The 24,014-nt window shown below is 72.4% G+C and carries 23 protein-coding genes and 2 pseudogenes; 12 read left to right on the forward strand and 13 right to left on the reverse strand.

Annotated features, from left to right (window positions below; translation table 11 throughout):
- Window positions 1-30: 30 nt before the first annotated feature.
- Window positions 31-825 carry a spermidine synthase gene (locus tag ACZ5WK_RS31340; RefSeq protein ID WP_465552488.1) on the reverse strand — a complete coding sequence of 265 codons (795 nt, stop codon included), beginning with the start codon at window positions 823-825 and terminating at the stop codon, window positions 31-33.
- Window positions 826-881: 56 nt separating this feature from the next.
- Window positions 882-1,844, reverse strand: a complete 963-nt coding sequence (locus ACZ5WK_RS31345; RefSeq protein WP_465552425.1) for an alpha/beta hydrolase — start codon at window positions 1,842-1,844, stop codon at window positions 882-884.
- A gap of 246 nt (window positions 1,845-2,090) precedes the next feature.
- Between ACZ5WK_RS31345 and ACZ5WK_RS31350 the strand changes: the two genes are divergently transcribed.
- Both ACZ5WK_RS31350 and ACZ5WK_RS31355 read left to right on the forward strand, forming a co-directional pair.
- Window positions 2,091-3,512: a selenium-binding protein SBP56-related protein gene (locus tag ACZ5WK_RS31350; RefSeq protein ID WP_396325182.1), complete on the forward strand. Its 1,422-nt coding sequence runs from the start codon at window positions 2,091-2,093 to the stop codon at window positions 3,510-3,512.
- A 234-nt stretch (window positions 3,513-3,746) separates the two neighbouring features.
- Entirely contained in the window at window positions 3,747-4,337 is a 591-nt protein-coding gene (locus tag ACZ5WK_RS31355) for a hypothetical protein (protein ID WP_465552428.1), read from the forward strand.
- Between the two features lie 90 nt (window positions 4,338-4,427).
- Here the strand turns inward: ACZ5WK_RS31355 and ACZ5WK_RS31360 are convergent, their stop codons facing one another.
- Window positions 4,428-4,625, reverse strand: coding sequence for a hypothetical protein (locus tag ACZ5WK_RS31360; protein ID WP_465552430.1), 198 nt, complete (start codon window positions 4,623-4,625; stop codon window positions 4,428-4,430).
- A gap of 228 nt (window positions 4,626-4,853) precedes the next feature.
- Window positions 4,854-5,828, reverse strand: coding sequence for a helix-turn-helix domain-containing protein (locus tag ACZ5WK_RS31365; protein WP_465552432.1), 975 nt, complete (start codon window positions 5,826-5,828; stop codon window positions 4,854-4,856).
- Between the two features lie 100 nt (window positions 5,829-5,928).
- On the opposite strand from ACZ5WK_RS31365, the gene ACZ5WK_RS31370 reads away from it, so the two are divergent.
- Together ACZ5WK_RS31370 and ACZ5WK_RS31375 are read left to right on the forward strand one after the other, a co-directional pair.
- Window positions 5,929-7,044 carry an NAD(P)-dependent alcohol dehydrogenase gene (locus ACZ5WK_RS31370; protein ID WP_465552434.1) on the forward strand — a complete coding sequence of 372 codons (1,116 nt, stop codon included), beginning with the start codon at window positions 5,929-5,931 and terminating at the stop codon, window positions 7,042-7,044.
- A gap of 651 nt (window positions 7,045-7,695) precedes the next feature.
- On the forward strand, window positions 7,696-7,839 hold the full coding sequence (locus tag ACZ5WK_RS31375) for a hypothetical protein (RefSeq protein ID WP_465552436.1): 144 nt from the start codon (window positions 7,696-7,698) through the stop codon (window positions 7,837-7,839).
- Window positions 7,840-7,977: 138 nt separating this feature from the next.
- Here ACZ5WK_RS31375 and ACZ5WK_RS31380 read toward each other — a convergent pair whose 3' ends face one another.
- From ACZ5WK_RS31380 to ACZ5WK_RS31390, 3 genes are all read right to left on the reverse strand, one after another.
- The gene (locus tag ACZ5WK_RS31380; RefSeq protein WP_465552490.1) at window positions 7,978-8,415 is read right to left on the reverse strand and encodes a DUF6114 domain-containing protein; all 438 of its coding nucleotides are present in this window, start codon (window positions 8,413-8,415) and stop codon (window positions 7,978-7,980) included.
- Window positions 8,416-8,543: 128 nt separating this feature from the next.
- A complete protein-coding gene (locus ACZ5WK_RS31385) occupies window positions 8,544-9,191 on the reverse strand; it encodes a DUF6230 family protein (RefSeq protein WP_465552438.1) in 648 nt (215 codons plus the stop codon).
- A 205-nt stretch (window positions 9,192-9,396) separates the two neighbouring features.
- On the reverse strand, window positions 9,397-10,110 hold the full coding sequence (locus ACZ5WK_RS31390; RefSeq protein ID WP_465552440.1) for a TetR/AcrR family transcriptional regulator: 714 nt from the start codon (window positions 10,108-10,110) through the stop codon (window positions 9,397-9,399).
- A 462-nt stretch (window positions 10,111-10,572) separates the two neighbouring features.
- Between ACZ5WK_RS31390 and ACZ5WK_RS31395 the strand changes: the two genes are divergently transcribed.
- The 3 genes from ACZ5WK_RS31395 to ACZ5WK_RS31405 all read left to right on the forward strand — a co-directional run bounded on the left by ACZ5WK_RS31395 (window position 10,573) and on the right by ACZ5WK_RS31405 (window position 14,013).
- Window positions 10,573-11,244 (forward strand): Tat pathway signal sequence domain protein, encoded by a 672-nt coding sequence (locus ACZ5WK_RS31395; RefSeq protein ID WP_465552442.1) that lies wholly within the window; start codon window positions 10,573-10,575, stop codon window positions 11,242-11,244.
- 352 nt (window positions 11,245-11,596) lie between these two features.
- Window positions 11,597-12,469 (forward strand): AAA family ATPase, encoded by an 873-nt coding sequence (locus tag ACZ5WK_RS31400; protein WP_396325173.1) that lies wholly within the window; start codon window positions 11,597-11,599, stop codon window positions 12,467-12,469.
- Window positions 12,466-14,013, forward strand: a complete 1,548-nt coding sequence (locus ACZ5WK_RS31405; RefSeq protein WP_465552444.1) for a VWA domain-containing protein — start codon at window positions 12,466-12,468, stop codon at window positions 14,011-14,013. Before ACZ5WK_RS31400 ends, ACZ5WK_RS31405 begins: the two co-directional genes overlap by 4 nt.
- Window positions 14,014-14,062: 49 nt before the next feature.
- On the opposite strand, the gene ACZ5WK_RS31410 is transcribed toward ACZ5WK_RS31405, so the two are convergent.
- The gene (locus ACZ5WK_RS31410) at window positions 14,063-15,067 is read right to left on the reverse strand and encodes an alpha/beta fold hydrolase (protein WP_465552446.1); all 1,005 of its coding nucleotides are present in this window, start codon (window positions 15,065-15,067) and stop codon (window positions 14,063-14,065) included.
- 308 nt (window positions 15,068-15,375) lie between these two features.
- Window positions 15,376-15,477, reverse strand: a pseudogene (locus tag ACZ5WK_RS31415) (siderophore-interacting protein); the annotation flags it as partial.
- Window positions 15,478-15,842: 365 nt separating this feature from the next.
- On the opposite strand from ACZ5WK_RS31415, the gene ACZ5WK_RS31420 reads away from it, so the two are divergent.
- From ACZ5WK_RS31420 to ACZ5WK_RS31430, 3 genes are all read left to right on the forward strand, one after another.
- Window positions 15,843-16,367, forward strand: a complete 525-nt coding sequence (locus tag ACZ5WK_RS31420) for a hypothetical protein (RefSeq protein WP_465552448.1) — start codon at window positions 15,843-15,845, stop codon at window positions 16,365-16,367.
- A gap of 105 nt (window positions 16,368-16,472) precedes the next feature.
- Window positions 16,473-17,255, forward strand: coding sequence for a class I SAM-dependent methyltransferase (locus ACZ5WK_RS31425; protein WP_465552450.1), 783 nt, complete (start codon window positions 16,473-16,475; stop codon window positions 17,253-17,255).
- 175 nt (window positions 17,256-17,430) lie between these two features.
- On the forward strand, window positions 17,431-17,901 hold the full coding sequence (locus tag ACZ5WK_RS31430) for a GNAT family N-acetyltransferase (protein ID WP_465552452.1): 471 nt from the start codon (window positions 17,431-17,433) through the stop codon (window positions 17,899-17,901).
- A 3-nt stretch (window positions 17,902-17,904) separates the two neighbouring features.
- On the opposite strand, the gene ACZ5WK_RS31435 is transcribed toward ACZ5WK_RS31430, so the two are convergent.
- Entirely contained in the window at window positions 17,905-19,038 is a 1,134-nt protein-coding gene (locus ACZ5WK_RS31435; protein ID WP_465552454.1) for an IS630 family transposase, read from the reverse strand.
- A gap of 203 nt (window positions 19,039-19,241) precedes the next feature.
- A pseudogene (locus tag ACZ5WK_RS31440) lies at window positions 19,242-19,507 on the reverse strand (IS701 family transposase); the annotation flags it as partial.
- A 274-nt stretch (window positions 19,508-19,781) separates the two neighbouring features.
- On the opposite strand from ACZ5WK_RS31440, the gene ACZ5WK_RS31445 reads away from it, so the two are divergent.
- Window positions 19,782-20,780, forward strand: a complete 999-nt coding sequence (locus ACZ5WK_RS31445) for an ArsR/SmtB family transcription factor (protein ID WP_465552456.1) — start codon at window positions 19,782-19,784, stop codon at window positions 20,778-20,780.
- A 353-nt stretch (window positions 20,781-21,133) separates the two neighbouring features.
- Here ACZ5WK_RS31445 and ACZ5WK_RS31450 read toward each other — a convergent pair whose 3' ends face one another.
- Window positions 21,134-21,763, reverse strand: coding sequence for a LysE family translocator (locus tag ACZ5WK_RS31450; protein WP_465552458.1), 630 nt, complete (start codon window positions 21,761-21,763; stop codon window positions 21,134-21,136).
- Between the two features lie 109 nt (window positions 21,764-21,872).
- On the opposite strand from ACZ5WK_RS31450, the gene ACZ5WK_RS31455 reads away from it, so the two are divergent.
- Window positions 21,873-22,838, forward strand: a complete 966-nt coding sequence (locus ACZ5WK_RS31455) for a LysR family transcriptional regulator (RefSeq protein ID WP_465552460.1) — start codon at window positions 21,873-21,875, stop codon at window positions 22,836-22,838.
- Between the two features lie 352 nt (window positions 22,839-23,190).
- On the opposite strand, the gene ACZ5WK_RS31460 is transcribed toward ACZ5WK_RS31455, so the two are convergent.
- Window positions 23,191-23,922, reverse strand: a complete 732-nt coding sequence (locus tag ACZ5WK_RS31460) for an SDR family NAD(P)-dependent oxidoreductase (protein WP_465552462.1) — start codon at window positions 23,920-23,922, stop codon at window positions 23,191-23,193.
- Window positions 23,923-24,014 lie beyond the last annotated feature (92 nt).

The raw sequence follows: 24,014 nt of genomic DNA on the forward strand, positions 1-24,014 counted from the left end.
TGGGCCGGTGGGACGCGCCGAGGACTGGCATCAGCCCACGCTGAAGGCACCGTCCGGGGGCGGCGGGCTGTCCGTCGCCTCGGCGTCCGTCACCGCCGGCGTGCGACCGCAGAACGCCGCCAGGTCGCCGCCGTCCGTCAGCCGCGCCGGGAAGATGTCGGCCGCCAGGCGGCGCGCCAGGTCCGCGGCCGGCAGCGGTCCCGCGGAGCCGGCCAGCAGGATGTTGCCGTACCGGCGCCCCCGCAGCACCGGGGCCTCGGCGATCAGGCAGACCTCCGGGAAGACGGCACGCAGGGTCGCCGCCTGGGCGCGGGCGAAGGCCAGCGGCGGTCCGTCGGCCAGGTTGGCGGCGTAGCAGCCGCCGGGGCGCAGGGCGGCGGCTGCCAGTCGCAGGAACTCCACCGAGGTGAGGTGCGCGGGGGTGCGCGAGCCGTGGAACACGTCGGCGACGACGAGGTCCAGCGAGCCGGCCGGGACGGCCGCCAGCGCGGCCCGCGCGTCACCGACCACCGCGGTGATGTCGGCGCCGGGCCCCTGCCAGGGCAGGTGCTCGGCCACCAGGTCGAGCAGCGGCCCGTCGACCTCGACCACCTGCTGCCGCGAGCCGGGGCGGGTGGCGGCCAGGTAGCGGGGCATGGTGAGCGCGCCGCCGCCGAGGTGGAGCGCGTCGAGCGGCCGCCCGGCGGGGGCGACGGCGTCCACGAGGTGGCCGATCCGCCGGGTGTACTCGAACTCCAGGTGGGTGGGGTCGCCCAGGTCGACGTACGACTGCGGGGTGTCGTCCAGGGTGAGCAGCCAGCCGCCGTCGCGGTCGAGGTCGGGCATCAGCCGGGCGAGCCCGAGGTCGGTCTTCCGGGCGACCGGGACAGGCTCCTCGGCGCTCACTCCGCCACCGGCGCCGGCAGGTACGCGGTGAGCCAGCGGTCGAGCTCGGTGAAGAACTGGGCGCGCGCGTCCGGTCCGGAGAGGACGAGGTCGTGCACGCCGTCCTTGATCCGGACGATGGTGACGTGCCCGCCCAGGCGCGGGCCGACGGCGGCGATGTCGTCGGCGCGCAGCACGGCGTCGGCGTGGTGCAGGGCGGCCCGCCACTTGGTCGTGGAGATCGAGGCCGTGGAGGCCATCAGCAGGACGGGGACGTCGATGCCCAGGCCCCGACGGGCCTGGCGCTGGCCGCGCTGGATGGCGGCGAGCCAGCCGGCGTAGAGGGGGAAGCCCTCGGCGGGCTTGAGGGTGAGGTCGAAGTCCCACTCGCCGCGGTGGTCCCGGTGCAGGCTGTGCACGTAGTGCGGGTTGAGGGTGGAGGGGAGCTTGCGGGTGGTGGCGAAGCGGCCGAGGGCGTCCAGCGCGGGGGCGCCGAGGGCGCGGACGGCCGGGGCCGCGGGCATGGACAGGAAGGGGCTGTTGAGGAAGAGCCCGTCGACGACGCCCTGCCCTGCGCGCCGGCCGGCCCAGAGCGCGGTGACCAGGCCGCCGGTGGAGTGGCCGTTGACCAGCAGCTGCCGGTGGCCGTCCTGCTCGCGGATGATCCGGACGGCCGCATCCAGCTCCTCGTCGTAGGCGGCGAGGTCGCGGATGAAGTTCGGCGAGTGGTGGGGGCGCAGCGAGCGGCCGTACTTGCGCAGGTCGAGGGCGTAGAAGGAGTAGCCGCGCTCGACGTAGTGGTCGGCGAGGTGGGTCTGGAAGAAGTAGTCGACGTAGCCGTGGACGTACAGCACGGCCCGGTCGCTGCCCGGGACCAGCCGCCGGACGAGCGTGGCGCTGACGGCGCCCTCCTCGTCGGGGGCGAGTGGAAGCTCGACCGCCTCGTAGGGGGCTCCCAGGATGTCTTCTCGGAATTCCATGCCCGCCTCCATGCCCGCCCGCACCCGTCCCTCTGCTCTGACCTGCCTGCCCCGGCAGGAACCACCGATCCGGACGACCGACGATACCGGCCGGTAGCCGGGAGCGCGGCAGCACGGTCGGCGCGGTGCCGCCGTGCCGCGGGCCTCCCCCGCTCCCCGTGCGCCTGCTGTGCGCCGGTGGTTCTGTGGAACGCTGCCCGGGCCACAGTCACTCCCCTTGTCAATGACGCGAGTTGAGGAGTCAGAATGCCGCACGGGCACGATCCGCAGGCCGGCCACAGCGACCCGTCCCTCTACCGCACGCCCGCCGAGGCGATCGCCGCGCCGCCGGAGAAGCTGGCGTACGTGGCCGGGTTCGACCGGTCGGCGCAGCGGCCGGACGCGCTGCTCACCGTCGACACCGATCCGGCGTCGCCGACCTACGGGCGGGTGCTCAACTTCGCCGAGCTGCCGGGCCTGGGCGACGAGCTGCACCACTTCGGCTGGAACGCCTGCTCCAGCGCGCTGGCGCACGCCTGCCACGAGAACCCGGAGCGGCGGTTCCTGCTGCTGCCGGGCCTGCGGTCCTCGCGGCTGCACGTGATGGACACCCGGCCGGACCCGGTGCGGCCGAAGCTGGTGAAGACGGTGTCGGCCGAGGAGCTGGCGGCCAAGGCCGGGTACTCGCGGCCGCACACCCTGCACTGCGGGCCCGACGGCGTCTTCCTGTCCTGCCTCGGCAGCGGGGACGGCACCGACGGGCCGGGCGGGGTGGCGCTGCTCGACCACACCACCTTCGACGTGCTGCGCGCGTGGGAGACCGAGCGCGGGCCGCAGCACTTCGCCTACGACGTCTGGTGGCACCTGGGCACCAACGTGGGTGTGACCAGCGAATGGGGCACGCCCTGGATGGTCGAGGACGGGGTGGTGCCGGAGCTGCTGCTGGGCCGCAAGTACGGGCACGCGCTGCACTTCTGGGAGCTGGACTCGGGGCGGCACCTCCAGCGGATCGACCTCGGCGACCAGTACCAGATGGTGCTGGAGCTGCGCCCGGCGCACGATCCGCAGGCCGAGTGGGGGTTCGTGGGCGTGGTCACCAACGTCGAGGACCTCTCCGCCTCGGTCTGGCTCTGGCACCGGGACGGCGCGGCGTTCACGGCGCGCAAGGTCATCGAGATACCGGCCGAGCCGGCGAAGACCGAGGACCTGCCGCCGGCCCTGCAACCGTTCGGGGCGGTGCCGCCGCTGGTCACCGACATCAACCTGTCGGTGGACGACCGCTGGCTGTACGTGTCGGCCTGGGGCACCGGGGAGCTGTTCCAGTACGACGTGTCCGACCCGTTCCACCCGCGCCTGGCCGGCTCGGTGCGGCTCGGCGGGGTGGTCGCGAAGACGCCGCACCCGGCCGAGCCGGGGCGTCCGCTGAGCGGCGCGCCGCAGATGGTCGAGATCAGCCGGGACGGCCGGCGGCTCTACCTCACCAACTCGCTGTACGGTGCCTGGGACGACCAGTTCTACCCGGACGGCATCGAGCCGTGGATCATCAAGCTGGACGCCGACACGGAGTCCGGCGGGCTCACCGTCGACGAGCGGTTCTACCCGCACGGGGACGAGTTCCGGGGCCTGCGGGTGCACCAGACCCACCTGGCGGGCGGGGACGCGTCCTCGGACTCGTACTGCTACCGCTGACCTGTCAGCCCCGCCGGCGGCGGCGGGCCAGGGCCGGGGTACGGCCATCCACCCCCGGGCCCGGGGCTGCCGCCGCCGGCATGCCCGGGTGGCTTTCCGGTCATGTTGGCCGGCCTTTCGGCCGTCGCCCACCGTGCCCCGTCCAGCCCCACTAGGGTGCGACGAGTCCCCGCTGACCCGCCTCCCCTGCCGTCCAAGCGCGCCGGGGAGGACTACCGATCGGACCGGTGTGCCATGACTTTGACTCTTCGTCAGCCGAGAGACCGCTCACGGACGACCACCGCCCTCGGGTGGATCGCCCGTACGGCCGCCACGGTCGCGCTGCTCGCGGCCGCGTTCACGGGCACCACGGCCGGAGCGGCCGTCGCCGCCGCTCCCGCGGCTGCTCCCGCGGCCGCTCTCACGGCTGCCATACCCGCGGCCGACTCTTCCTTCTCCGTGATGGCGGCCGGCGCTCCGGCGGCGGCCGCCGCGCCCGCCGCCGCGGCCTCGGTGGGCGGGTGGACGTGTCCCGGCGTGGCCGTCCCCCCGGGCTACGTCATCACGATGTTCGACATCCGCGGCTGCAACGGCTACGGCGCCTGGTTCCAGCAGCCCGTGCGCGACGGGATCTGGACCTGCGGGGGCTCGCCGATCGTCCCCGGCTACGTCCTGACGAACTTCGACACCAAGGGGTGCAGCGGCGTCGGCGCCTGGTTCCACCAGCTGGTCCGGAACGGGATCTGGACCTGCCCGTACTCGCCGATCCCGGCCGGATACCGCAGCACCACGTACGACGCACGCGGGTGCAGCGGCCTCGGCGCCTGGCTCACCGTGCGGGTCTGACCGGTTCGCCCGGGGCGTGTCCGGCGGTGCCCGGCGCCCGTGCGCCGCGACTGCCGGCACGCCCCGGGCGAAACCCCGCCCGCACCGGGCTCACCGCCCCGTCACAGCAGCCCCCGTCACCGGGGCGGGCCGGTGGTCGCCTCCGCCGTCCTCGGGGAGCAGCGCGCCGCGTGGCGGGCCGAGCCGCAGCCGGTCGCCCACGACGGTGCGGTCGACCAGCGCCGCACTGACGCCGCCGGGGCCGGCGCGTCGGACACGGACCTCCGGCGCTTCGCGCCTCCGAGACAAGGATGCGTTTCCCTCCCCGGCCGAAGCCGGGATACCCACGCAAGATCACGGATGGAACGAAAGACTGACGCACCGTCAGACATCCATGATTCGACGGCAGTTCGCCCGCCCGACAGGACCCGGCCGCGTCCGGGCAGGGGTGGGCCCGGACGGCGACAGGTCCAGTAGACGGCCGGGCGACCGGGCCGGGACAGGGCCGGTGGTCCCGGCGGGACCGGGACCAGCGGCCTAACGCGACGTCTCCGGAGAGGACTTCCGTCCCACCGCCTCCGCAGCCGCAGCCGACCCGCCGGCCGCCGCATCGGTCGACGTCCCGGTGACGGCATCGGTCGACGCCCGGGTCGACGTCCCGGTCGGCGTCTCCGTCGCCACCCAACTCGCCAGCAGCCGGAGCGACTCGGCCGAGGTCGAGCCGGGATCGGCGTGGTAGGTGACCAGCACCAGGTCCGGCTCGCCGGCCGGGCGCAGCGTCTCGTACCGCAGGGTGAGCCGGCCGACCACCGGGTGGTGCAGCTCCTTGCTGCCGTGCCCCTTGTCGCGGATGTCGTGCGCGGCCCAGAGCCGGCGGAAGTCGGCGCTCTTGAGGGAGAGTTCACCGATCAGGGAGGTGAGCCGGGGGTCGTCGGGGTCGCGCCCGGCGTCCAGCCGCAGGATGCCCACCACGTCCGTGGCCTTGCCCTCCCAGTCGTCGTACAGCTCGCGTGCGGCCGGGTCGAGGAAGACGTGCCAGGCCATGTTGCGCTGCTCGGGCGCCATCGCGGAGAAGTCGCCGAGCAGGGCGTTGCCCAGCCGGTTCCAGCCGATGATGTCCAGCCGCCGTCCGAGCACGTAGGCGGGCACGCCCTCCATCGCGTCGAGCAGCTGCTGCAGCGCCGGCCGGACCTGCTGCGGGCGGGCCGCCCCGGCGCGCCCCGTCCGGCGGCGCGCGGGCTTGGTGATCCGCTGGAGGTGCTCGCGTTCGGCCGGGGTCAGCCGCAGGGCGCGGGCGATCGAGTCCAGCACGGCGGCGGAGACGGACTCGCCGTGGCCCTGCTCCAGCCGGATGTAGTAGGCCGTGCTCACGCCCGCCAGCTGCGCCAGCTCCTCCCGGCGCAGGCCGGGGACGCGGCGGCGGGTTCCGTGGTCGGGCAGGCCGACGTCCTCGGGCCGCAGCCGGGCCCGCCGCGACCGGAGGAATTCGCTCAGTTCGGTGCGCTGGTCCATGCGGCCCAGTATGAGGGTGAGCCTGCCAGTCGTACGTTGGGCGTGCGTACGACAAGCTCTGGCCTGGTTACCCCGATCGGTCCGGCGCAGGCTGATGCACATGACGAACACGACGACGACGGGCACCACGAACACGACGGGCACCACGAACGCGACGGGCACCGGCCGGCCGCGGAGCGTCTCCGCGTACGCCTCCCTCACCCCCAAGGCGCCGCTGGAGAAGACCACCATCCCGCGCCGGGCGCTGGGCGAGCACGACATCCTGATCGACGTCCGCTTCGCGGGCATCTGCCACTCCGACATCCACCAGGTCGGCGAGGACTGGGGCGACGGCATCTTCCCGATGGTGCCGGGCCACGAGATCGCCGGCGTGGTCGCCGAGGTCGGCCCGGGCGTGACCCGCTGGGCGGCCGGCGACCGGGTCGGGGTCGGCTGCTTCGTCGACTCCTGCCGGGAGTGCGACAACTGCCTGGCCGGGCTCCAGCAGTACTGCACCGGCAGCTCGGGCACGGTCTTCACCTACAACGGCGTGGGCCGCGACGGCGAGCCGACGTACGGCGGCTACTCGACGCAGCTGGTGGTGGACGAGGCGTACGCGCTGCGCATCCCGGACGCACTGCCGCTGGATGTCGCCGCGCCGCTGCTCTGCGCCGGGATCACGCTCTACTCGCCGCTCACCCACTGGGGCGCCGGCCCGGGCAAGAAGGTCGCGATCGTCGGCCTCGGCGGGCTCGGGCACATGGGCGTGAAGATCGCGCACGCCAAGGGGGCCGAGGTCACCGTGCTCAGCCAGTCGCTGCGCAAGCGGGAGGACGGCCTGCGGCTCGGCGCGGACGACTACCGCGCCACCTCCGACCCGGCCACCTTCAGCGAGCTGGCCGGCACCTTCGACCTGATCGTCAACACCGTGTCGGCCGACCTCGACCTGAGCGCCTACCTCGGCCTGCTGAGGACCGGCGGCACGCTGGTCCAGGTCGGGGCGCCCGAGAAGCCGGTCACGGTGAACGCCCACGCGCTGCTGGTCGGGCGGAAGTCGCTGTCCGGCTCCATGATCGGCGGGCTGCCGGAGACCCAGGAGATGCTGGACTTCTGCGCCGAGCACGGAATCGGCGCCGAGATCGAGCTGATCAGCGCCGACCAGATCAACGCGGCCTACGCACGGGTCCTGGCGAGCGACGTGCGCTACCGCTTCGTGATCGACGCCTCGACCATCTGAGGATGCCGCCTCCGGCCGAGTACGGCGCCCTGCCCCGTACTCTCCCCGAGCGGTTCACTCCGGCACGGCGCTGCCCGTGGGTGACGCGGGCGGGCCACGGTGGGGCGTCTCCCGATCCCTCGCCAGAGGTCACCAGGAGGCCGGGGAGAGACTCCCCGGCCTCCTGGCCGGTTTCCGACCCCGCGCCCCGGGGGCCCCAGCACAGCGGCGTGGGCATCGAGCCCCCTCCCCCGCTCCCGGGATGCACTCGGCGCACCAACGATGCAGGGTCGAGTGGGGGCGTCTCGGGCGAGAGGTCGGGAGATGACTGCAGCACGTGAAGTCTCAGGCGTCAGCGCGCGCAGCGCGGTGCCTGCCGCCGGGCGGCGGTGGCCGACACCGGAGGCGACATGACCGATCCGGGAACGATCCTCGCCCAGGCGCGCCAGGGACCCGTACCGACGAACTGGCGAGTCTTCACCAGGCCGCGGGGGAAGCTCTCCGGCTTGTTGCACGGGACGTCGCATGATCCGGCCCCGCTGCTGGTCATCACCCCTGACGGCGCTGTCGAATACACCGACGAGAGCAAGCCGCTGACGATCGTCGGTTTCCACGACCTGACCGGGATGACGCTGCACGCCGAGCGGGCGCAGCTTCTCCGACAGCTCTCTCGTGACCCTTTCCGTCTGGGTCGATCTCCACCACCGCGACGGCAGCACGACGAAGTGGCGGTCCGAATCCTTCGCCGACGATCTGCAGACGGTTCAGGGCTTCATCGAGGCGTACGGCGCGCACAAGGCGCTTCGAGGGTCCTGAGACCACGTTCTGCAAGGGGTCGTTTTCATCGGGTGGGCCGGCGGCGCCGGATGATGCGGCAGACGGACACGGCGCCCCGTCCCCGGTGCTCTCCCATCGCCGGGGGGGGTGGGGCGCCGTGTCAGGCCCGGAGCCGGCTCACGCCCGGGCTGGTCCGGCGGCCTTGCCGCGGGGTGTGCGGCGCAGCCGGCGGCGGCGTGGGGGCTGGTCGGGCAGCCACCCGAAGGTGAGGCAGGCGCCCAGCACTCCGATGATCATGCCGATCAGGAAGCCGCCCAGGTTGGAGGTGATCCAGCTGGCCAGCGAGGCGAGTACGGCGAGGATGGAGTAGAACAGCCGCTGGGCGGGGTTGAGCAGGATCAGCACGCCGCAGATCACCATCACCACCGGTACCAGGTAGCCGGCCAGCCCCTGCATCCCGATGTGCAGGACGACGGGCAGCGGGGCCCGCAGGGTGAAGAGGATCTCGGCGCCGCCCAGCAGCACCAGCAGACCGCCCCAGAACGGGCGCCGGCCCCGCCAGCCGCGCCAACCCCGGGCGTCGCGCGCGGCGACGGGGGCCGTCTCGGCGGGCACCCCGGATGCCGCGGGCACCCCGGACGCTTCGGTCGCCCCAGGTGCTTCGGTCACCCCGGATGCTTCGGCTTTCTCGGGCCCGGCGGCACCGGCGCGGGCGGCGGCTTCGGGTACGGGGTCAGCCACCGTCAGCAGCCCTCCGAGCTGAAGCTCAGCCGGAGGTTGGGCAGCTTGAACGCCCCTGCGGTGGTGGCGTAGTTGTGCTGCCGCAGGTTCCTGATGGTGACGGTGTCGGCCTGCTGCCCGAAGACGCCCGGCAGGCCCTTGACGCCGGCCTTGGTGTACGTGCTGGCGTCGCCGCCGATCTCGATGTTCTTGAACGACGCGTCGCCGGAGAGCAGGTCCGAGTCGGTGGTGAGGTCGGTGGCGGTCACGGGGGTGCCGCCGTCGCCGGCCTTGATCAGCAGGTTGATGCCGCCGAGGTCGACGCTCTGGCAGAGTTTGGTCAGCTCGGCCTGCTTGATCGCCGAGACGGCGACCAGCACCTGGCCGCCGGTGTCGCCGGCGTTCGGGCTGCCGTCGATCATGTGGTCCAGGCTGCCGAACTGCTCGAAGCCGACGCCGTCCAGGCTGTCGGCGGTGACGGTGAACGGCATTCCGGAGATGGCGAACTGGGCGGCGAGCACGCCCTGTGCCGTGAGGGTCATCAGGACGGCGCCGACGGCGACGGCGGGGACGGCCATCAGCGCGGTGCGCCGCAGCCGGACCCTCCCTCTCGTGCCGACGGGTGTCCCGGTGCTTTCGGGTGTGGGGGCGGCGTCCTCGGACGTGGCCATGTGTGCTCCCTCGGGTGGTGGGGGATGTGCAGGCACTGGCACGTTGCCCTGGCGCGGACAGCGTTCTGCGGCCCGGCCGGTGGCCCGCCCCTCGGCAGCGGGGCGGGCCGGTCGGACCGCAGTCGGTAACTGGAAGCTACTGCCGGGTATCCGGCGGGTCAATACGGGTGCACGAAGGATCATCGCCCGCATGCCTGATACTGCGTCAATCCTGGTGCGGCACCGCCGAAAGCCGCCGCTGGGCCTCCGTCGGGCCGAGGAACGGCGCCAGGCAAAACAGGCTCAACACCGGCAGCAGCTCGGGTAGTTGGGCAGTGCGGCCGGAGTCGACCGCACGATGGAGGGTGCGGTAGACGCCGCCGACCACCGCGTCCACCAGCACATCCGCCGCGACACCCCCCGGCGGTTCGGGCACCTCGGCGAAGAACGCCCGGAAACGGGTGAGGAGTTGGGCGATCTCACGGCGCCCCGCCGGGCCGACGGCCTCGACCTCGATCACCGCCATGGTGGCGAACGCCGGGACGCCCGCCAGCAGACCGAGCAGCGCACGCAGGGCCTCGCGGATACCGGTGCACCAGTCCGGCGCCGCCGCGAACGCGGCCGCCATCCGGCGCATCACCACCCCGGTGCCGTGCCGGTGGGCGGCCAGGAAGGCATCCTCCTTGCCGCTGAACAGCTCGTAGAACACCGGCCTGGTCACGCCCGCCGCGCGGCAGATGTCGCTCACCGTGGCGTGCTGGTAGCCGCGTTGGGCCACGGTGTGGACCAGGCCGTCGAGCAGCCGCTCGCGCTGGGTGGCCGCGACCGCCTCGGGCGGCAGCCGGCTCGGGCCGCGCTTGATCGAGCGGGCCGGGTCGCGGCCGGTGCGCGCACCCGGCAGCAGTAGCGCCTCGGCGCCCTGGAGAGCATCCGGATTCATCGCCAACTCCTGTGCTCTGTCTTGACATTGACGCAAGGGCTGGTTTACAACACTCGCAGGTTTCCCATTCACGGCGAGCAGCCGCCGGAGACCTTCGCGCGTTCCGACTGTTCAGTATGGCGAAACGCATACGGCGGTGGCAGCCGCCGACATGCACCCCACGCACTCCCTGCACCTTCTCGCCGTACGGGCGGGCCCGTGGCGCCGGGCCCGCCGCACCACCGGACGCGCCCTCCCCCACCGTGCACCGCCGACGTGCCGGCACGCGCCCTACGCGCCGCCCGACACTGCCCCGCCGCGTCCACCGCGGCAAACCCTGCGCCGTCCCGCCGCATTCACCGCAGCGACCCTGCGCCATCCCGCCGCGTCCGCCGCGGCAACCCTGCGTCATCCCGCCGCGCGTACCTCCGCGCGACCTCCGCGGGCTCCCCCACCCAACTCCGTTCGGAGAGAGGCACCCCCATGCGCATCCGCCGCACCCTCGGCGCCGCGGCCCTCGCCGCCATCGCCCTGGCCACCGCCGCCGTCACCCCCGCCCAGGCCGCCGGCCCCGCCGTGCTGACCTACGGCAGCGCGGGCGGCACCGCCGTCGCCGCCGGCGACGTCCTGACCGCCAACCTGACCCCCGGCAGCTACGCCACCTTCTACTCCAGCGCGACCGGGACGAGCGGCATCAAGTGTGCCGCCTCCTCGTTCTCCGCGACCGTGACCAGCAACCCGGCCGCACCGGGCGTGGCCGTCGAGCAGCTCAACAGCCACACCTTCGGCTCCTGCACCGCCAACGTCATCGGCGTCATCTCCGTGCAGAGCATCACGGTCAACAACCTGGCCTACACCAACGCGGTGAGCGACGCCGCCGGCAACCCCGTCACCCTCAGCCCGGGCACCGCGGGCCCGCTGCAGACCACGGTGGTGCTGAACACCATCCTCGGCACCACGACCTGCACCTACCGGGCCCCCGGCAGCATCTCCGGCACCACCAACAACACCGGGCAGACCATCGGCTTCGCCGCCCAGCCGTTCGCCAAGGTCTCCGGCCCCAGCACCTGCTTCGCCACCGGCTACTTCTCCGCCACCTACGGACCGGTCATCGACAGCTCGGTCGCCGGAAGCCCGCACATCTACGTCAACTGACGCCCCACGGGCTGCAGTAGACGGGTGGAGCGGCGGGTGGCGGGCGGCCCCGAAAGGGTGCCGCGCGCCGCTCGCCGCTTCGCAACGCCTTGCCGCTCCGCTCGGCCCTCCTTGGCACTCCTTGGCACTCCTTGCCACTCCTCTGGCCCCTCCTCTCGCCCCTCCTCGCCACGCGCCGAGCCCCGGACGGGCCGGGCGCCGAGCTCCGTACGGCGGCGCGCTCCGGTGCCCGCCCGGCGGACCGGGGAGTCGGGGCGTCCGGCCCTCCGGCCACCCGGGACAGCGAAGTGACCGGCCGGTAAGGTGCGGAGCACAGGCGCACCGGCAGGGCGATCGACGGGGAGTGGAGCACATGGGCGGCGACGGCACCGGGTTCTTCGAGTCGGCGGCGGATGCCGCCGCCAGGATGGCCGAGGTCGGCTACCTCGCCTCCACCGCGGTGGCCACCACCGTCTTCCTCGCCGACCGGCTGGGCAAGCCGCTGCTCGTCGAGGGCCCGGCCGGGGTCGGCAAGACCGAACTGGCCAAGGCGGTCGCCGAGATCGGCCGGGCGCGGCTGGTCCGGCTGCAGTGCTACGAGGGCATCGACGAGGCCAGGGCCCTCTACGAGTGGAACCACGCCAAGCAGCTGCTGCGGATCACCGCCGGCCGGGACGAGGGCTGGGACCAGGCCCGCACCGACATCTTCGGCGAGGAGTTCCTGCTCACCCGCCCGCTGCTGACCGCCATCCGCGGCGACGAGCCGACCGTGCTGCTGATCGACGAGATGGACAAGGCCGACGTCGAGGTGGAGGCGCTGCTGCTGGAGGTGCTCAGCGACTTCCAGGTCACCGTCCCGGAGCTGGGCACCATCGCGGCGACCCGGCGCCCCTTCGTGCTGCTCACCTCCAACGCCACCCGCGAACTGTCCGAGGCGCTGCGCCGCCGCTGCCTCTTCCTCCACCTCGACTACCCGGACGCCGAGTTGGAGCGCCGGATCGTCCGCCTGAAGGTCCCCGGCCTGGACGCCACGCTGGCCGAGTCGCTGGTGCGCGTGGTCGGCGCGCTGCGGGCGATGGAGCTGCGCAAGGCGCCGTCGGTGGCCGAGACCATCGACTGGGCCCGCACACTGCTCGCGCTCGGCGCCGACACCCTCGACGAGGCGGTCGTCCGCGACACCCTCGGGGTGATCCTCAAGCACCAGGACGACGTGCTGAAGGCCACGCAGAAGCTCACCCTGGCATGAGCGTCCCGACCGGATCAGGTACGGCGGGCGCCGGTGCCGCGGGAGTTGGAGCCGCCGACACCGGTACCACGGGCGACAGAACCGCCGGCGCCGGAACCGCCGGCAGGGGTACCGCCGAGGCCGGTACGACCGACCTCGCCGCCCGGCTGACCGGCCTGGTCCGGGCCCTGCGCGCCCACGGGCTGCGGATCGGCCCGGCCGAGACGGTGGACGCGGCCGCCGTGGCCGACGTCCTCGGTCTCGCCGACCGGGAGCAGCTGCGGGCCGGGCTGGCGGCCGCGCTGCTCCGCTCGGAGGGGCAGCGCGGCGTCTACGACGCCACCTTCGACCTGTACTTCCCGCTGGGCGTAGGCGCCCCCGAGGCCGCCCGGGACAGCTCGGCGGAGAACGAGGCGGCCACCCCGGAGGCCGTCCGCGACCAGCTGCGCGAGCGCCTGGCCGCCGCACTGGCCGCCGACGACCGGGCGGCACAGGCCCGCCTGGCCGGCGAGGCGGTCGCCGCGTTCGGCCGGTTCGGCGTCGGCTCCGTCCCCGGCTCGGACGGCTGGTCCGCCCACCAGACCCTCGGCCGGCTCGCGCCCGAGACGCTGCTCGCCCGCGTCCTGGCGGCGCTGCGGGAGGGTGCCACCGCGAACGCCGCCCCCGGCGCCCCGGCCGACGTCTCCGACCTCCTCCTCGCCGACGAGATCCGCCGTCGCATCCAGGGCTTCCGCGCCATGGTCGGCACCGAGGCCCGCCGCCGGGTCGCCGAGCTGCGCGGCACCGAGCGGATCGCCGAACGCGCCGTCGCACCCAGCGCCGACCGGATCGACTTCCTCGCGGCCGGCCGGGACCAGCTCGCCGAACTACGCCGCACCGTGCACCCGTTGGCCCGCAAGCTGGCCACCCGTCTGGCGGCTCGGCGGCGGCGGGCCGCCCGCGGGCGGATCGACCTGCGCCGCACCCTGCGCCGCTCGCTCTCCACCGGCGGTGTGCCGCTGCGCCCCGCGTACCGCCTGCGCCGGCCGGCCCGGCCCGAGATCGTGCTGCTCTGCGACGTGTCCGGATCGGTGGCCGGTTTCGCCGACTTCACCATGCTGCTGGTGCGGGCGATGAGCGACCAGTTCAGCAAGGTCCGGGTGTTCGCCTTCGTCAACCGCACCGCCGAGGTGACCGGGCTGCTGGCCGGGAGCGGCGACGGCGCCGACCCCGCCGTCCTCGCCCGGCGCATCCTCACCGAGCCGAAGGTGATGGGCCACCACGGCAACAGCGACTACGGCTCGGCCCTGGGCGAGTTCGCCGAGCACCACCTGGACGCGGTCGGCCCGCGCACCAGCGTGCTGGTCCTCGGCGACGCCCGCAACAACCACCGCGATCCGAACGTGCCCGCGCTGCGCCTGATCGCCGCGCGGGCCCGCCGGGTGTACTGGCTCAACCCGGAGCAGCCCGCGCTCTGGGGCTCCGGCGACTCGGCGGCACTCGCCTACGCCGAGGCGGTGGAGATGCACTCCTGCCGCAACGCCCGCCGGCTCGGCGAGCTGATCGCCCGGCTGCTTCCTGTCTGACGAGAGGCCAGGGAGGCAGCCGGGCGGGGAGGCAGCCGGGCTGGGAGGTTCAGCCGTCCAGGTGCCGGAGGAAGTCCAGCAGCGCTGCGGTGACCTCGGCCGGGCGCTCCTGCTGCGTCCAGTGACCCGCGCCGGGCAGGGTGACGTGCCGGTGGAGCTTGGGCGTGTTCCGCTCCAGCAGGTGGAGGAGCGCGTCGGGCCCGACCATCGCCGTCACCATGTCCCGATCCCCGGCCACGTAGAGCGCGGGCACCTCGATGCGCAGCCCCGCGAAGGCGGCGAGCAGCTCGTTGTTGCGGTCGATGTTCCGGTACCAGTTGAGCGGGCCGGTGAAAGCGCGCTCGCCGTGCCCGGCGTAGTCGGCGGCGAAGGCCTCGATGTCGTCCTCGGTGAGCCAGTCGGGCAGCTTCTCCGGGTCGGGGACCGTGTCCAGCAGGGTGCGCCCCTCGGGGACGACCCAGACGCGCGGGCGGTCGGCGCCGGGGCGGTCGCCGGAGCCGCTGAACAGGACGCGACGGAAGGAGGAGTGCGGGTCCCGGGCGAGTTCGGCGTCGGCGACGCCGGGCCGCTGGAAGTAGTTCTGGTAGAAGCCGTCGCCGAACCGCTCGCGGGACTGCGCGAGCGGAGCCAGCCCGGAGACCGGCAACGGCGGGACGCTCAGCCCGGCCACGCCGCGCACCAGGTCGGGGCGGAGCGTGGCGCTGGACCAGGCGACCGGCGCACCCCAGTCGTGGCCGACCACCACGGCCGGCTCACCGCCGAGCGCGCCGATCAGAGCGGTGACGTCGCCGACCAGGTGGAGCAGGGTGTAGGCGTCGACGGCCGCGGGCTGCTCGCTGCGGGCGTAGCCGCGCTGGTCGGGGGCGACCACCCGGTAGCCGGCCGCGGCGAGCGGGGCGAACTGGTGGCGCCAGGAGTACCAGCTCTCCGGGAAGCCGTGCAGCAACAGGACGAGTGGCCCCTCGCCCTGTTCGGCGAGGTGCAGCCGGACGCCGTTCACCTCGACGTCCCGGTGCCTGATCTCGCCGTACCTGCTGCCCGTCTGCGTGGTCACGTCGCCCACTCCTGCTCCTCAGCTCGTCATCGTCACGGCCCTCGCGGCCGGCGCGGCCGTCATGGCCCGCGGCGGTCCGTCTGGTCCGTCATGGTCCGTCCGCGGCCGGATGGCGTCCGACCGTTCGCTATCCACCCTGCCCAGGCGGACGCCCCCGGAACCCACCGTGTGCCGGCGGCCATCCCGCCACCGACCGACCCCAGCCGTCTCCCTGCCCCCGACCGCCCACGACCGCACCCCCGTCCGCACCCCCGCCCGACCCCTGTCCATCCCCCGATCGGACGCACGCCCGGACGTGCCGGCCAGGCTCAGCCCGCGGCCTGAGCCTGAGCCAGCTTCTCCTGCGCGTCGGCGAGATCCTCGGCGGTGGGCGCGTCGTCCTGGGTGAGGCGGCGGCGCCAGTACCCGGCACCGCCGCCCCCGAGGCAGGGCACGACCGCGGCAACCCCTTGGAGGCCCAGACCCGGGAGGCGTTCCGCACCGGCCTCGCCGTCCTGCTGAACGGCGTGGAGGCGGCCGTCGCCCGCTAGTTGCTCCGACCGAGAAGGTTCACCGGGTCGGCGCTCGCGAGGCAGGCAGCGGGTGGATGCCGGCGACATCGAACCGAGTCCCGCAGGTTCAGGCAGACTGAAGAGTTCTCAGCGGGCCCTCAAGGATGGGCTGTCGTGTCTTCGCGGGGTCGGGCCTACGAGTTCACGCGAACACCCGGGTGAGAGTCGAGTGGACCGGCCCCTGGGCAGCCCCCCTTGGAAACGGTGCTGGCATCGTAGGAGTCATGAGATCAGCAGGAACGACACCGGAACCGGAAGCCCCAACGCAGAGCGGCCTCACGACTCTGGGTGAGGTGGCGTGCCGTTATCAGGCAGGCGAGATCCGCCCGGATGACCTGCCGATGATCGCTGCGGAGGCACTCGCGGCCGGTCTGGACACCCCGACGCTGTGCGAGCTCGCCGGTTGGCCGCGCAACGCAGATCCTCACGACATCCGCAACGCGTTCGAGCAAGCACTCTCCGAGTGCGCGATGGCGTTGCCCGATCCTGCTCTGGCACGGCGCCACGCCCTGCGCCGGCTGGCGGCGAGACTCGTCGATGGAGAAATCGCTCCCGCCGACCTGGCGACGGACGACTGGTGGGAAACGGAAGTCGAAACTGCAGAGGAGCGATCGTTTGTGAGGCTGATACCGCCATGCGTGTGCTGCCTTGAGTACACCGTGAGGCTTGACCAGCGGGCGTGGGCTTCCGAGCTGCGGATCGCCGCACTCGCCCTGACATCGTCTGCGCCGGTCGGCCCGGGCTGCTGACTCTGCCGTGACCGCATGCTCACCCTCGCCGATGAAAAACCGAAGTCAGGCAGCCGCAGCCTGCACTGCCGATCCCCCTGGCGGCCACGCACTACGGTGGGGTACATGTCCGAGCTCTCCGTGCGGGATTTCTACGACGACTTGGCCCACGACTACCACCTGATGTTCCGGGACTGGGACGCGAGCATGGCGTACCAGTCCGAGGTACTGGACGGTCTTGTCAGCCGGTGCCTCGGAGCGGGGCCGCATGCCGTCCTGGACTGCTCGTGCGGGATCGGCACCCAGGCGATCGGCCTGACCTTGGCCGGGCACCAGGTCGTCGGCAGCGACCTGAGCCCGGTCGCAGCCGCGCGCGCCGCCGCCGAGGCGGCGGCCCGAGGCAGCCGGCTTCCTGCCGCCGCAGCCGACATGCGCGAACTGCCTTTCAGGGACGGGGCCTTCGACGTCGTCCTCTGCGCGGATAACTCACTCCCGCACCTGCTCTCCACGCAAGATGTCCGGACAGCGCTCCTCGGCATGAGACGCGTGCTCCGAGACGACGGACTGTTGGTGCTCACCGTCCGGGGCTATGACGAGGCGCGCCGGACCAGGCCCACTGCGACCCCTCCCCAGGTCTCGGACACGCGCGACGGCCAGGTGATCACCTTCCAGCTGTGGCACTGGCACGAGGACGGCGAGCGCTACGACCTGGAGCACTTCCAGCTCATCCCCGCAGGGAGCACCTGGAACGTCCGAGTCCGCCGGAGCACCTACTGGGCGCTGACACGCTCGCAGTTGACCGAGTTCGTGGCCGAGGCCGGCTTCACCGACATCACCTGGCACAGTCCGGCCTCCAGCGGGTACTACCAGCCCGCGCTCACCGCACGGCGCGCTCACTCGGTGCGGTAGTCCCGGCATCGGTTCCGTCCCCCGGACTCTCCATTCATCCATCGCAAGCCGGTGAACGTTGCCGGTCAGAGCACCTAGTGCCGTGTCAGTCAACGTTTGCCCTGTTGATGGTGTGCCGTGAGGCCTGAGCGAGGGTGACACCGCTCAGGCGTCGGCGGTGTGGGAGGCTAGGCCGGTGACTGCGACCCTCCGTCCTCTGGACGCCGAACACTTCCCCGCCTGGCTCGAACGTAGTCGAACCGAGTACGCCAAGGAGCTCGTTGCTCTGGGGCAGACGTCCGAGGACGCCTACCGGCAGGCGGACGAGACCATGGCGCACTCGTTTCCGTCCGGGACACCGAACCCGGATCACGCGGTCTTCGACGTGGTCGACGATGCCGGGGTAGCCGTCGGCTACCTCTGGATCGGACCGGACAGGAGTGACGACGCCGGTGCCTGGTGGGTCTGGGACATCGTGATCGACGCCGACAAGCGTGGTCGGGGCCTGGGCCGAATGGCCATGCTCCTCGGCGAGGAATACGCCCGGGCGCGGGGCGCTCATACTCTGGGTCTCAGCGTCGCCGGGTTCAACACCGGCGCACATGGCCTCTACGAGTCGCTCGGCTACGAGACGACCTCGGTGAAGATGCGCAAGAAACTCGGCTGAGCCTCAGGCGACGTTTGCCCTGTCGACGACCTTGCGTAGTCGTTGGTCGGCGGCGTGCTTGTTCCGCCAGATGATGTAGCGGCGGATCATGCTGCCCTGGGCCTTGTGGCTGGCGTGGTCAGTACCGTCGAGGGCGAAGTAGCGCAGGGCGGTGAACTGGGCCTCGATCCGGTTGAGCCAGGAGCTGTTGGTCGGGGTGTAAGCGATCTCCACGTTGTTCGCCGCCGCCCACGTTCCGACCCGCTGACACCGCTTCGTCGTCAGGTGCGGAGAGTAGTTGTCACAGACGATCGCGATGCGAACACCGGCCGGGTGCAGCGAGCGCAGGTAGCGGCAGAACTCCAGGAACTTGGAACGGTTCTTGGTCTTCTTGATGTGCCCGTAGAGCTGGTCCTTGGCGAGGTCGTAGGCGGCGAACAGGTGCCGGACTCCGTGCGGGCGGGTGTAGGTCGCCCGCCGCCGGGGTCTGGGCCCGCGCTCGGGGTCCTTGTGCGCCCCGCCGCGCTCGGCCCACTGACGGCCTGGGTGGGGCTGGAGGTTGAGCGGTCCGAACTCGTCCAGGCAGAAGACGACTTCGGGCTCGCCCTCCTCGGGTATGACCTCGCCGTCGGCGATCGCGTAGAGGTGCTCGACCCTCGCCTTCTTCGTGGCGTAGTCGGGGTCGCGGGAGGTCTTCCAGGTCTTCACACGTTGAAACGAGACGCCCTCCTCGCGGAGCAGGACCCGAAGGCCCTCGTGGCTGATGTCGTCGACCACCCCCTCGGCGACCAGGAAGTCGGCCAGCTTGGCCAGGCTCCAGGTCGAGAACGGCAGGCCGTGCTCGGCCGGCCTGGACTTGGCGATCTTCTTGATCTCCCGGCGCTCCGGCAGCGTGAACGTCCTCGGGCGCCCGCCCCCGTACTTCGGGTAGAGCGCGTCGAAGCCGTCCGCGTTGAAGTTGTGGATCACATCCCGGACCCGGTCCGCGCTGGTGAACGTCACCTCCGCGATCTTCGCCACCGGCATGCCCTGGGCGGACAGCAACACCATCTGGGCCCGCCGCCAGGTCACCACCGAACCGGTACCCCTCCGGACGATCCGCAGCAGCCGTCGACCCTCGTCGTCATCGATCTCCCGGACCCGCACACGTTCAGCCACGTGATCATTCTGACCCTTCGGAGCCACCCTCCGCAGCACCAGACGACTCGTCATGAGAAGGCGAACGTTGCCTGATGCGGCACTAGTAGCGCTCTGTCAGGTGGTGTCGTAGGTCTGCCATGGGGTGGGTTGTCGGCAGGTGGGGCAGTGGCCGGTCCAGGTGGCGATGAGGTGCTGGAGGAGGTCCAGGGTCTGGTGGGAGGTCAGGCCCTGGCCTGGGCTTCTAGGGCGGAGCGCCGTTCGGTGAGGACCGGGTGGGCGGCGCTGACGAGGGTGACGTGGCGGTGCCAGCCGATGTAGGCGCAGCCCTCGACGTGGTCCGGGCCCAGGCGGGTCTTCGGCTCGCGGTAGCCGTGTTCGATCCGCCGGCGTGACTTCGCGAGTCGGACCAGGTCCTGGCGGGGATGTCGGCGGGCAGGTTGGAGATCCAGTACTTGACCGGCTCCACCTCGTTTGCGGGCCACGGGGCACGCGCACTGAGCGGAAGCCAATCGGGCACTGGTCGAGCACTGGTCGGACACGGTTCGCCGGGCGACGCCGGGCGTTCGGTCCAACGAACGCCCGGTCGAGGATCGTGCTCCGGCCCCCACTCCCCTCGTGGTGGGGGCCGGAGCGGGCCCAGGTCGCGCCGGCGAGAGAGAGCATGCCAACGGGGACGGCCGGACGGCCATGCATTAGCCTCTGGGCCTAATAGTCAACAACGCGGCAGGTCAGGACGGCTGCGGGGAACCGGAGGAAGGTTCGTGATCGCACTGAGGTTCGGGGTCGCGGACCTCGCGAGGACCCGGTTCGTCATATCCCCGCTCGACCACCTGATGGCCGGCTCGGCCCGGCTGGGCGTTCACCAGGGCAGCGGGTCGCGCAGCGAGCGCTGGTGGCGGGACGTCCGCCGCCACGTGCCCCACCGGGCCGTGCGCTTCCTCGAGGTGGTCAACGCGAGCCCGGTCGGCGTCCCCGACTTCATGGTGGCGGACCTCGACGCCGTCCGCCGGCAATTGTCCGACGAGCTCGACGCGCTCCTCTCCGTCCCGCAGCAGGCCGTGGAGGAGGGTGTCGCGATGTTCGGCAGCGGCCCGGAAGTCCCGGCCGCCCTGGCCCGGTTGCGCGAGGACGGCAGCCGGGGCCTGCGCGAGGTCAGCGACGGTGCCTGGGCGCTGTTCCGGTCCTGCCTCGCCCCGGACTGGCCCGACATCCGCCGCGCACTGGAGGCCGACATCGCCGTCCGGGCCCGCACCGCCGCCCGCTCCGGGATCGGCGAAATGCTCGACTCGCTCCACCCGAAGGCCGTCTGGCGGGACGAGGGAGTGCTGGAGTGCACCCTCGGCGAACTGGAGGGCTCCTTCGAGCTCGGCGGCCGGGGCCTGGAACTGCGGCCCAACTACTTCGTCCAGCGGAGCATCAGCCTGCTGGCCGGGCCGGACCGCCAGAGCCTGCTGCTGCACCCGATCGCCGCCCCGACCGCCGAGCCTGCGGCCCGGACACCGGCCGCCGACGGCCTCGCTGCTGTGCTCGGCCCCGCCCGCGCCCGCGTCCTGCGCGCCATCGCCGGCAGCGCCTGCTCCACCACCGAGCTCGCCCAGCGGCTCGGCGTCACCCCGCCCTCCGCCTCCGCCCATGTCGTCGCCCTGCGCACGGCCGGCCTGATCGCCACCCGCCGCGAGGGCAAGCAGGTCCGCCACACCCTCACCGACGTCGGCCACGACCTCCTCCTCGACAATCCGCCGCCCCTGCCCCCGGCCTGAGCGTCGGTCGGTGGCGGCTCGGACGGACCGTGGGGTGGGCATCCTCGCGACAGGGGCCCATGAGTCTGCGGGCCGACCTGGGCTTCGGTGGCGCAGCGGCCGCGCCGGCCCAGTTGTCACCGAGCGCATTGTCCCGTCGCACTGAAGCTGGCGGATTCCCACTCGGTCTCATCCGCGTTGGCGGGTTCTCACCGCTCCACGCTCCGAGCGGCGAGCTTTGCTTCGGCGTGGTTTCGGGAGTGTGCTTCACCGCGCCGGTGGTGCCTCCGGATCCCCTTCGGCGCCCGGCGCAGATGGGCCAGAGCGGGCGGGCTGGTCCATCCGACGGCTCGGGAGTATCCCTGCTCCGGCCCTCAGACGCCTGCTGCCACCGCGAGACCCATCCCCAGCAGGACGACGCCGGTGGTCACGCGGAGCCCCCGCAGGACTGTCGGCCGCGACACGAGGGAGCGTCCTCGGCCGACGGCCCAGGTGAGCAATAGGTACCAGGAGGCGCTGACGAGCGCCCACAAAGCCCCCAAGGCAACCGTCGACAGGAAGACCGGGCCCTTCGCCGTCACGAACTGGGGCAGCACTGAGACGGCGAACACGCCGGCCTTCGGGTTGCCGAGGTTGGTGCTCAGGCCGGTGAGGAATCCGCCTGCGAAGCCGGTACGGTGCCTGCCCTCATGCTCCGGGTGGGTGGAGGCGGAGACGGTGGTGAGCACGGTCCGCAGCGTGTTCACCCCAAGGACCATCAGCACGATGCCGCCGGCGATCCGCAGCACCGCGTAGGCGCGGGGGTTGGCCAGCAGAACGGCGGACAGCCCGGCCGCAGCGGCCGTGGACCACAGCAGGAAGCCGGTGGCGTTGCCCGCGAGCGTGCCTCGGAGCGTGTGTCGGCCGCCTTCCAGGACCTGGCGGATCATCAGGGCCTGACTGGCGCCGGGCAGCATCGCCAGCAGCAACGTAGTGGCAATGAAAGCGGGCACGTGCGTGGGCATGGGAAAGGAGCCCTTCCGGGGATTGCGGTCGACGGGTGCACTCCCAGGCTTCCTCCCCGGCAGCCCCAAGAGAAGTTAAGAGAGATCGGTGCAGCGTTAAGATCAGTGAATGGTGGTGGACCCGGGACAGCTGCGGCTTCTCGCATTGATCGAGCGCCACGGCTCCCTGACGGCAGCGGCCCACGCGCTCCAGCTCACGCCCGCGGCGATCACCCAGAAGGTGGCCAAGGCGGAGCGCGACTGGCAGGTGCCGCTGGTCATCCGTGGTCCTCGCGGAGCAACGCTCACCCCGGCCGGCGCGCTGCTCGCCTCCCACGGCCGCACTGTGGAGGAGGCATCGGACAAGGCCGAAACGGAACTGGCCGCCCTGCTCGGCTGCCTCTCACTGCGTCTGCGGATCGGCACGTTCCAGGCGGCTGCCCTGCACCTCCTCCCGCCGGCCCTGACGGCTCTTCGGCACCGCCATCCGGACGCCGACGTGTCCGTCGTGGACGTGGTCTCCGGACGCGGAGCGGACGAGATCAGCGCGGGGCACCTGGACGTGGCCCTCGTCGCGTCCTGGGGCAGGCCGCTTGCACCGTCCCCGCAGGTTCGAGCCCACCCGCTCCTACTGGACCCGATGGTCGTGGTCCTGCCCGACGACCACCCACTGGCCACCGGACAGCCCGCGGACACCGAGCTCCGCCTGGAGCAGCTGCGCGACGAATCGTGGGTCTCCATCCTGGCCGGCCACGCCGCCCGCGAACAGTTCCACGACGCCGCCCGCGAGGCCGGCTTCACTCCCACCGTGCGGTTCGAGACGGAGTCCTACGACGTCGCCCAGGCCCTTGTCGGCACCGGCATCGCAGTGGCCCTGGTCTCCCGCCTGGCCCTGACCCACGCCTCCGGCACCACCCACCGCGAACTGGCCGGTCCCAGGCCCTACCGCCAGATCTACGCCGTGACCAAATCCGACGCCGGCCTCACACCCCTCGCGGACAAGCTCGTCGACCTCCTGCACGACGTCGCCCGCGACACCACCCTCACCTGGGAGGCACCCCTGCAACGCACACCCAACCCACCAAGCGGATCCTGACGAAGCCCCGGCTCGGACGCCCCAGTGGGCTCCGCCTCTTCCGCGAGGGCCAACTCGTCTGAGAACGCCCCCGGCGCCTTTCCCAGGCCACCTGGCAGTCCTGCTGGTCAGAGCCCCACGCGCTGCCAACTCGGATGAGACAGGACACGCATGGGGATTCGGCAGGTCGGAGGATTGGTGAACAGCAGTGAGGTCTTGCGATTCGGATCCCCGGGTCACGATTGTTGGAGCCGGTGGCGTTGCGGGGCGTTGCCCCGGGCACCGGAGCGTTGGCAGGGACGGCCACCACGGATCTGTTCGAGATGCATGGGCGCAGCGGCATCAGCCTGGCGGGTGATGGCCGCCGTGCACATCACCAGGGCACTACGCCGGCGTCGTCGAAGAACTGTCCGGTGGGGCCGTCGTCGGGCAGGGTCGCGAGTTTGATGGCGATCGCCGCGCCCTGTTCGGGGGTGCGCACGCCGCGGAAGCCGTTGAGGTCGGTGGCGACGTAGCCGGGGCAGCCGGTGTTGATCAGGATGTTCGTGCCGCTCAGCTCCCGGGTGTATTGGAGGGTGACGGCGTTCAGGAACGTCTTCGACGGCACGTACGCCGCGGACACCGGACCTGTCGTCTGCTCGGCGGCGGGTCCTGACTGCCGGGTGAGGGAGCCGACGCTGCTGGACATGTTCACGATCCGTGGTGCGGCGGAGCGGCGCAGCAGCGGCAGCATCGCGTTGGTGACGCGGATGACGCCGATCACGTTGGTGTCCACGACCGCGTGGATGGTGGCGGGGTCGATCCGGGTGGGCTCCTGTGGCATGGCGCCTGTGATGGCGGCGTTGTTGACGAGCACGTCGAGGCGTCCGGCCTGTTCGTCGATCAGCCGTGCGGCGGCGGTCGCGCTCGCGTCGTCGGTCACGTCCAGCGGTACGGCGAACGCGTCGATGCCGGCGGCGCGCAGTTTCTCCACCGCGCCGCTTCGGCGCCGGTCGTCGCGGGCGCCGACGCCGACGCTCCAGCCGAGGGCGCCCAGGCCTGCGGCGATCTCGTAGCCGATTCCCTTGTTCGCGCCGGTGACCAGCGCGATCGTCCGTTCAGTCATAGGGACGATGCTGCCTTCGGGCCTCGGCTGGTGTCCAAGACCGATCGAGTGCGCAACGATACCGTCAGGGTATTGATCCGGGATAGTGTGGC

The sequence above is a fragment of the Kitasatospora sp. NPDC032757 genome (genome assembly GCF_055579305.1).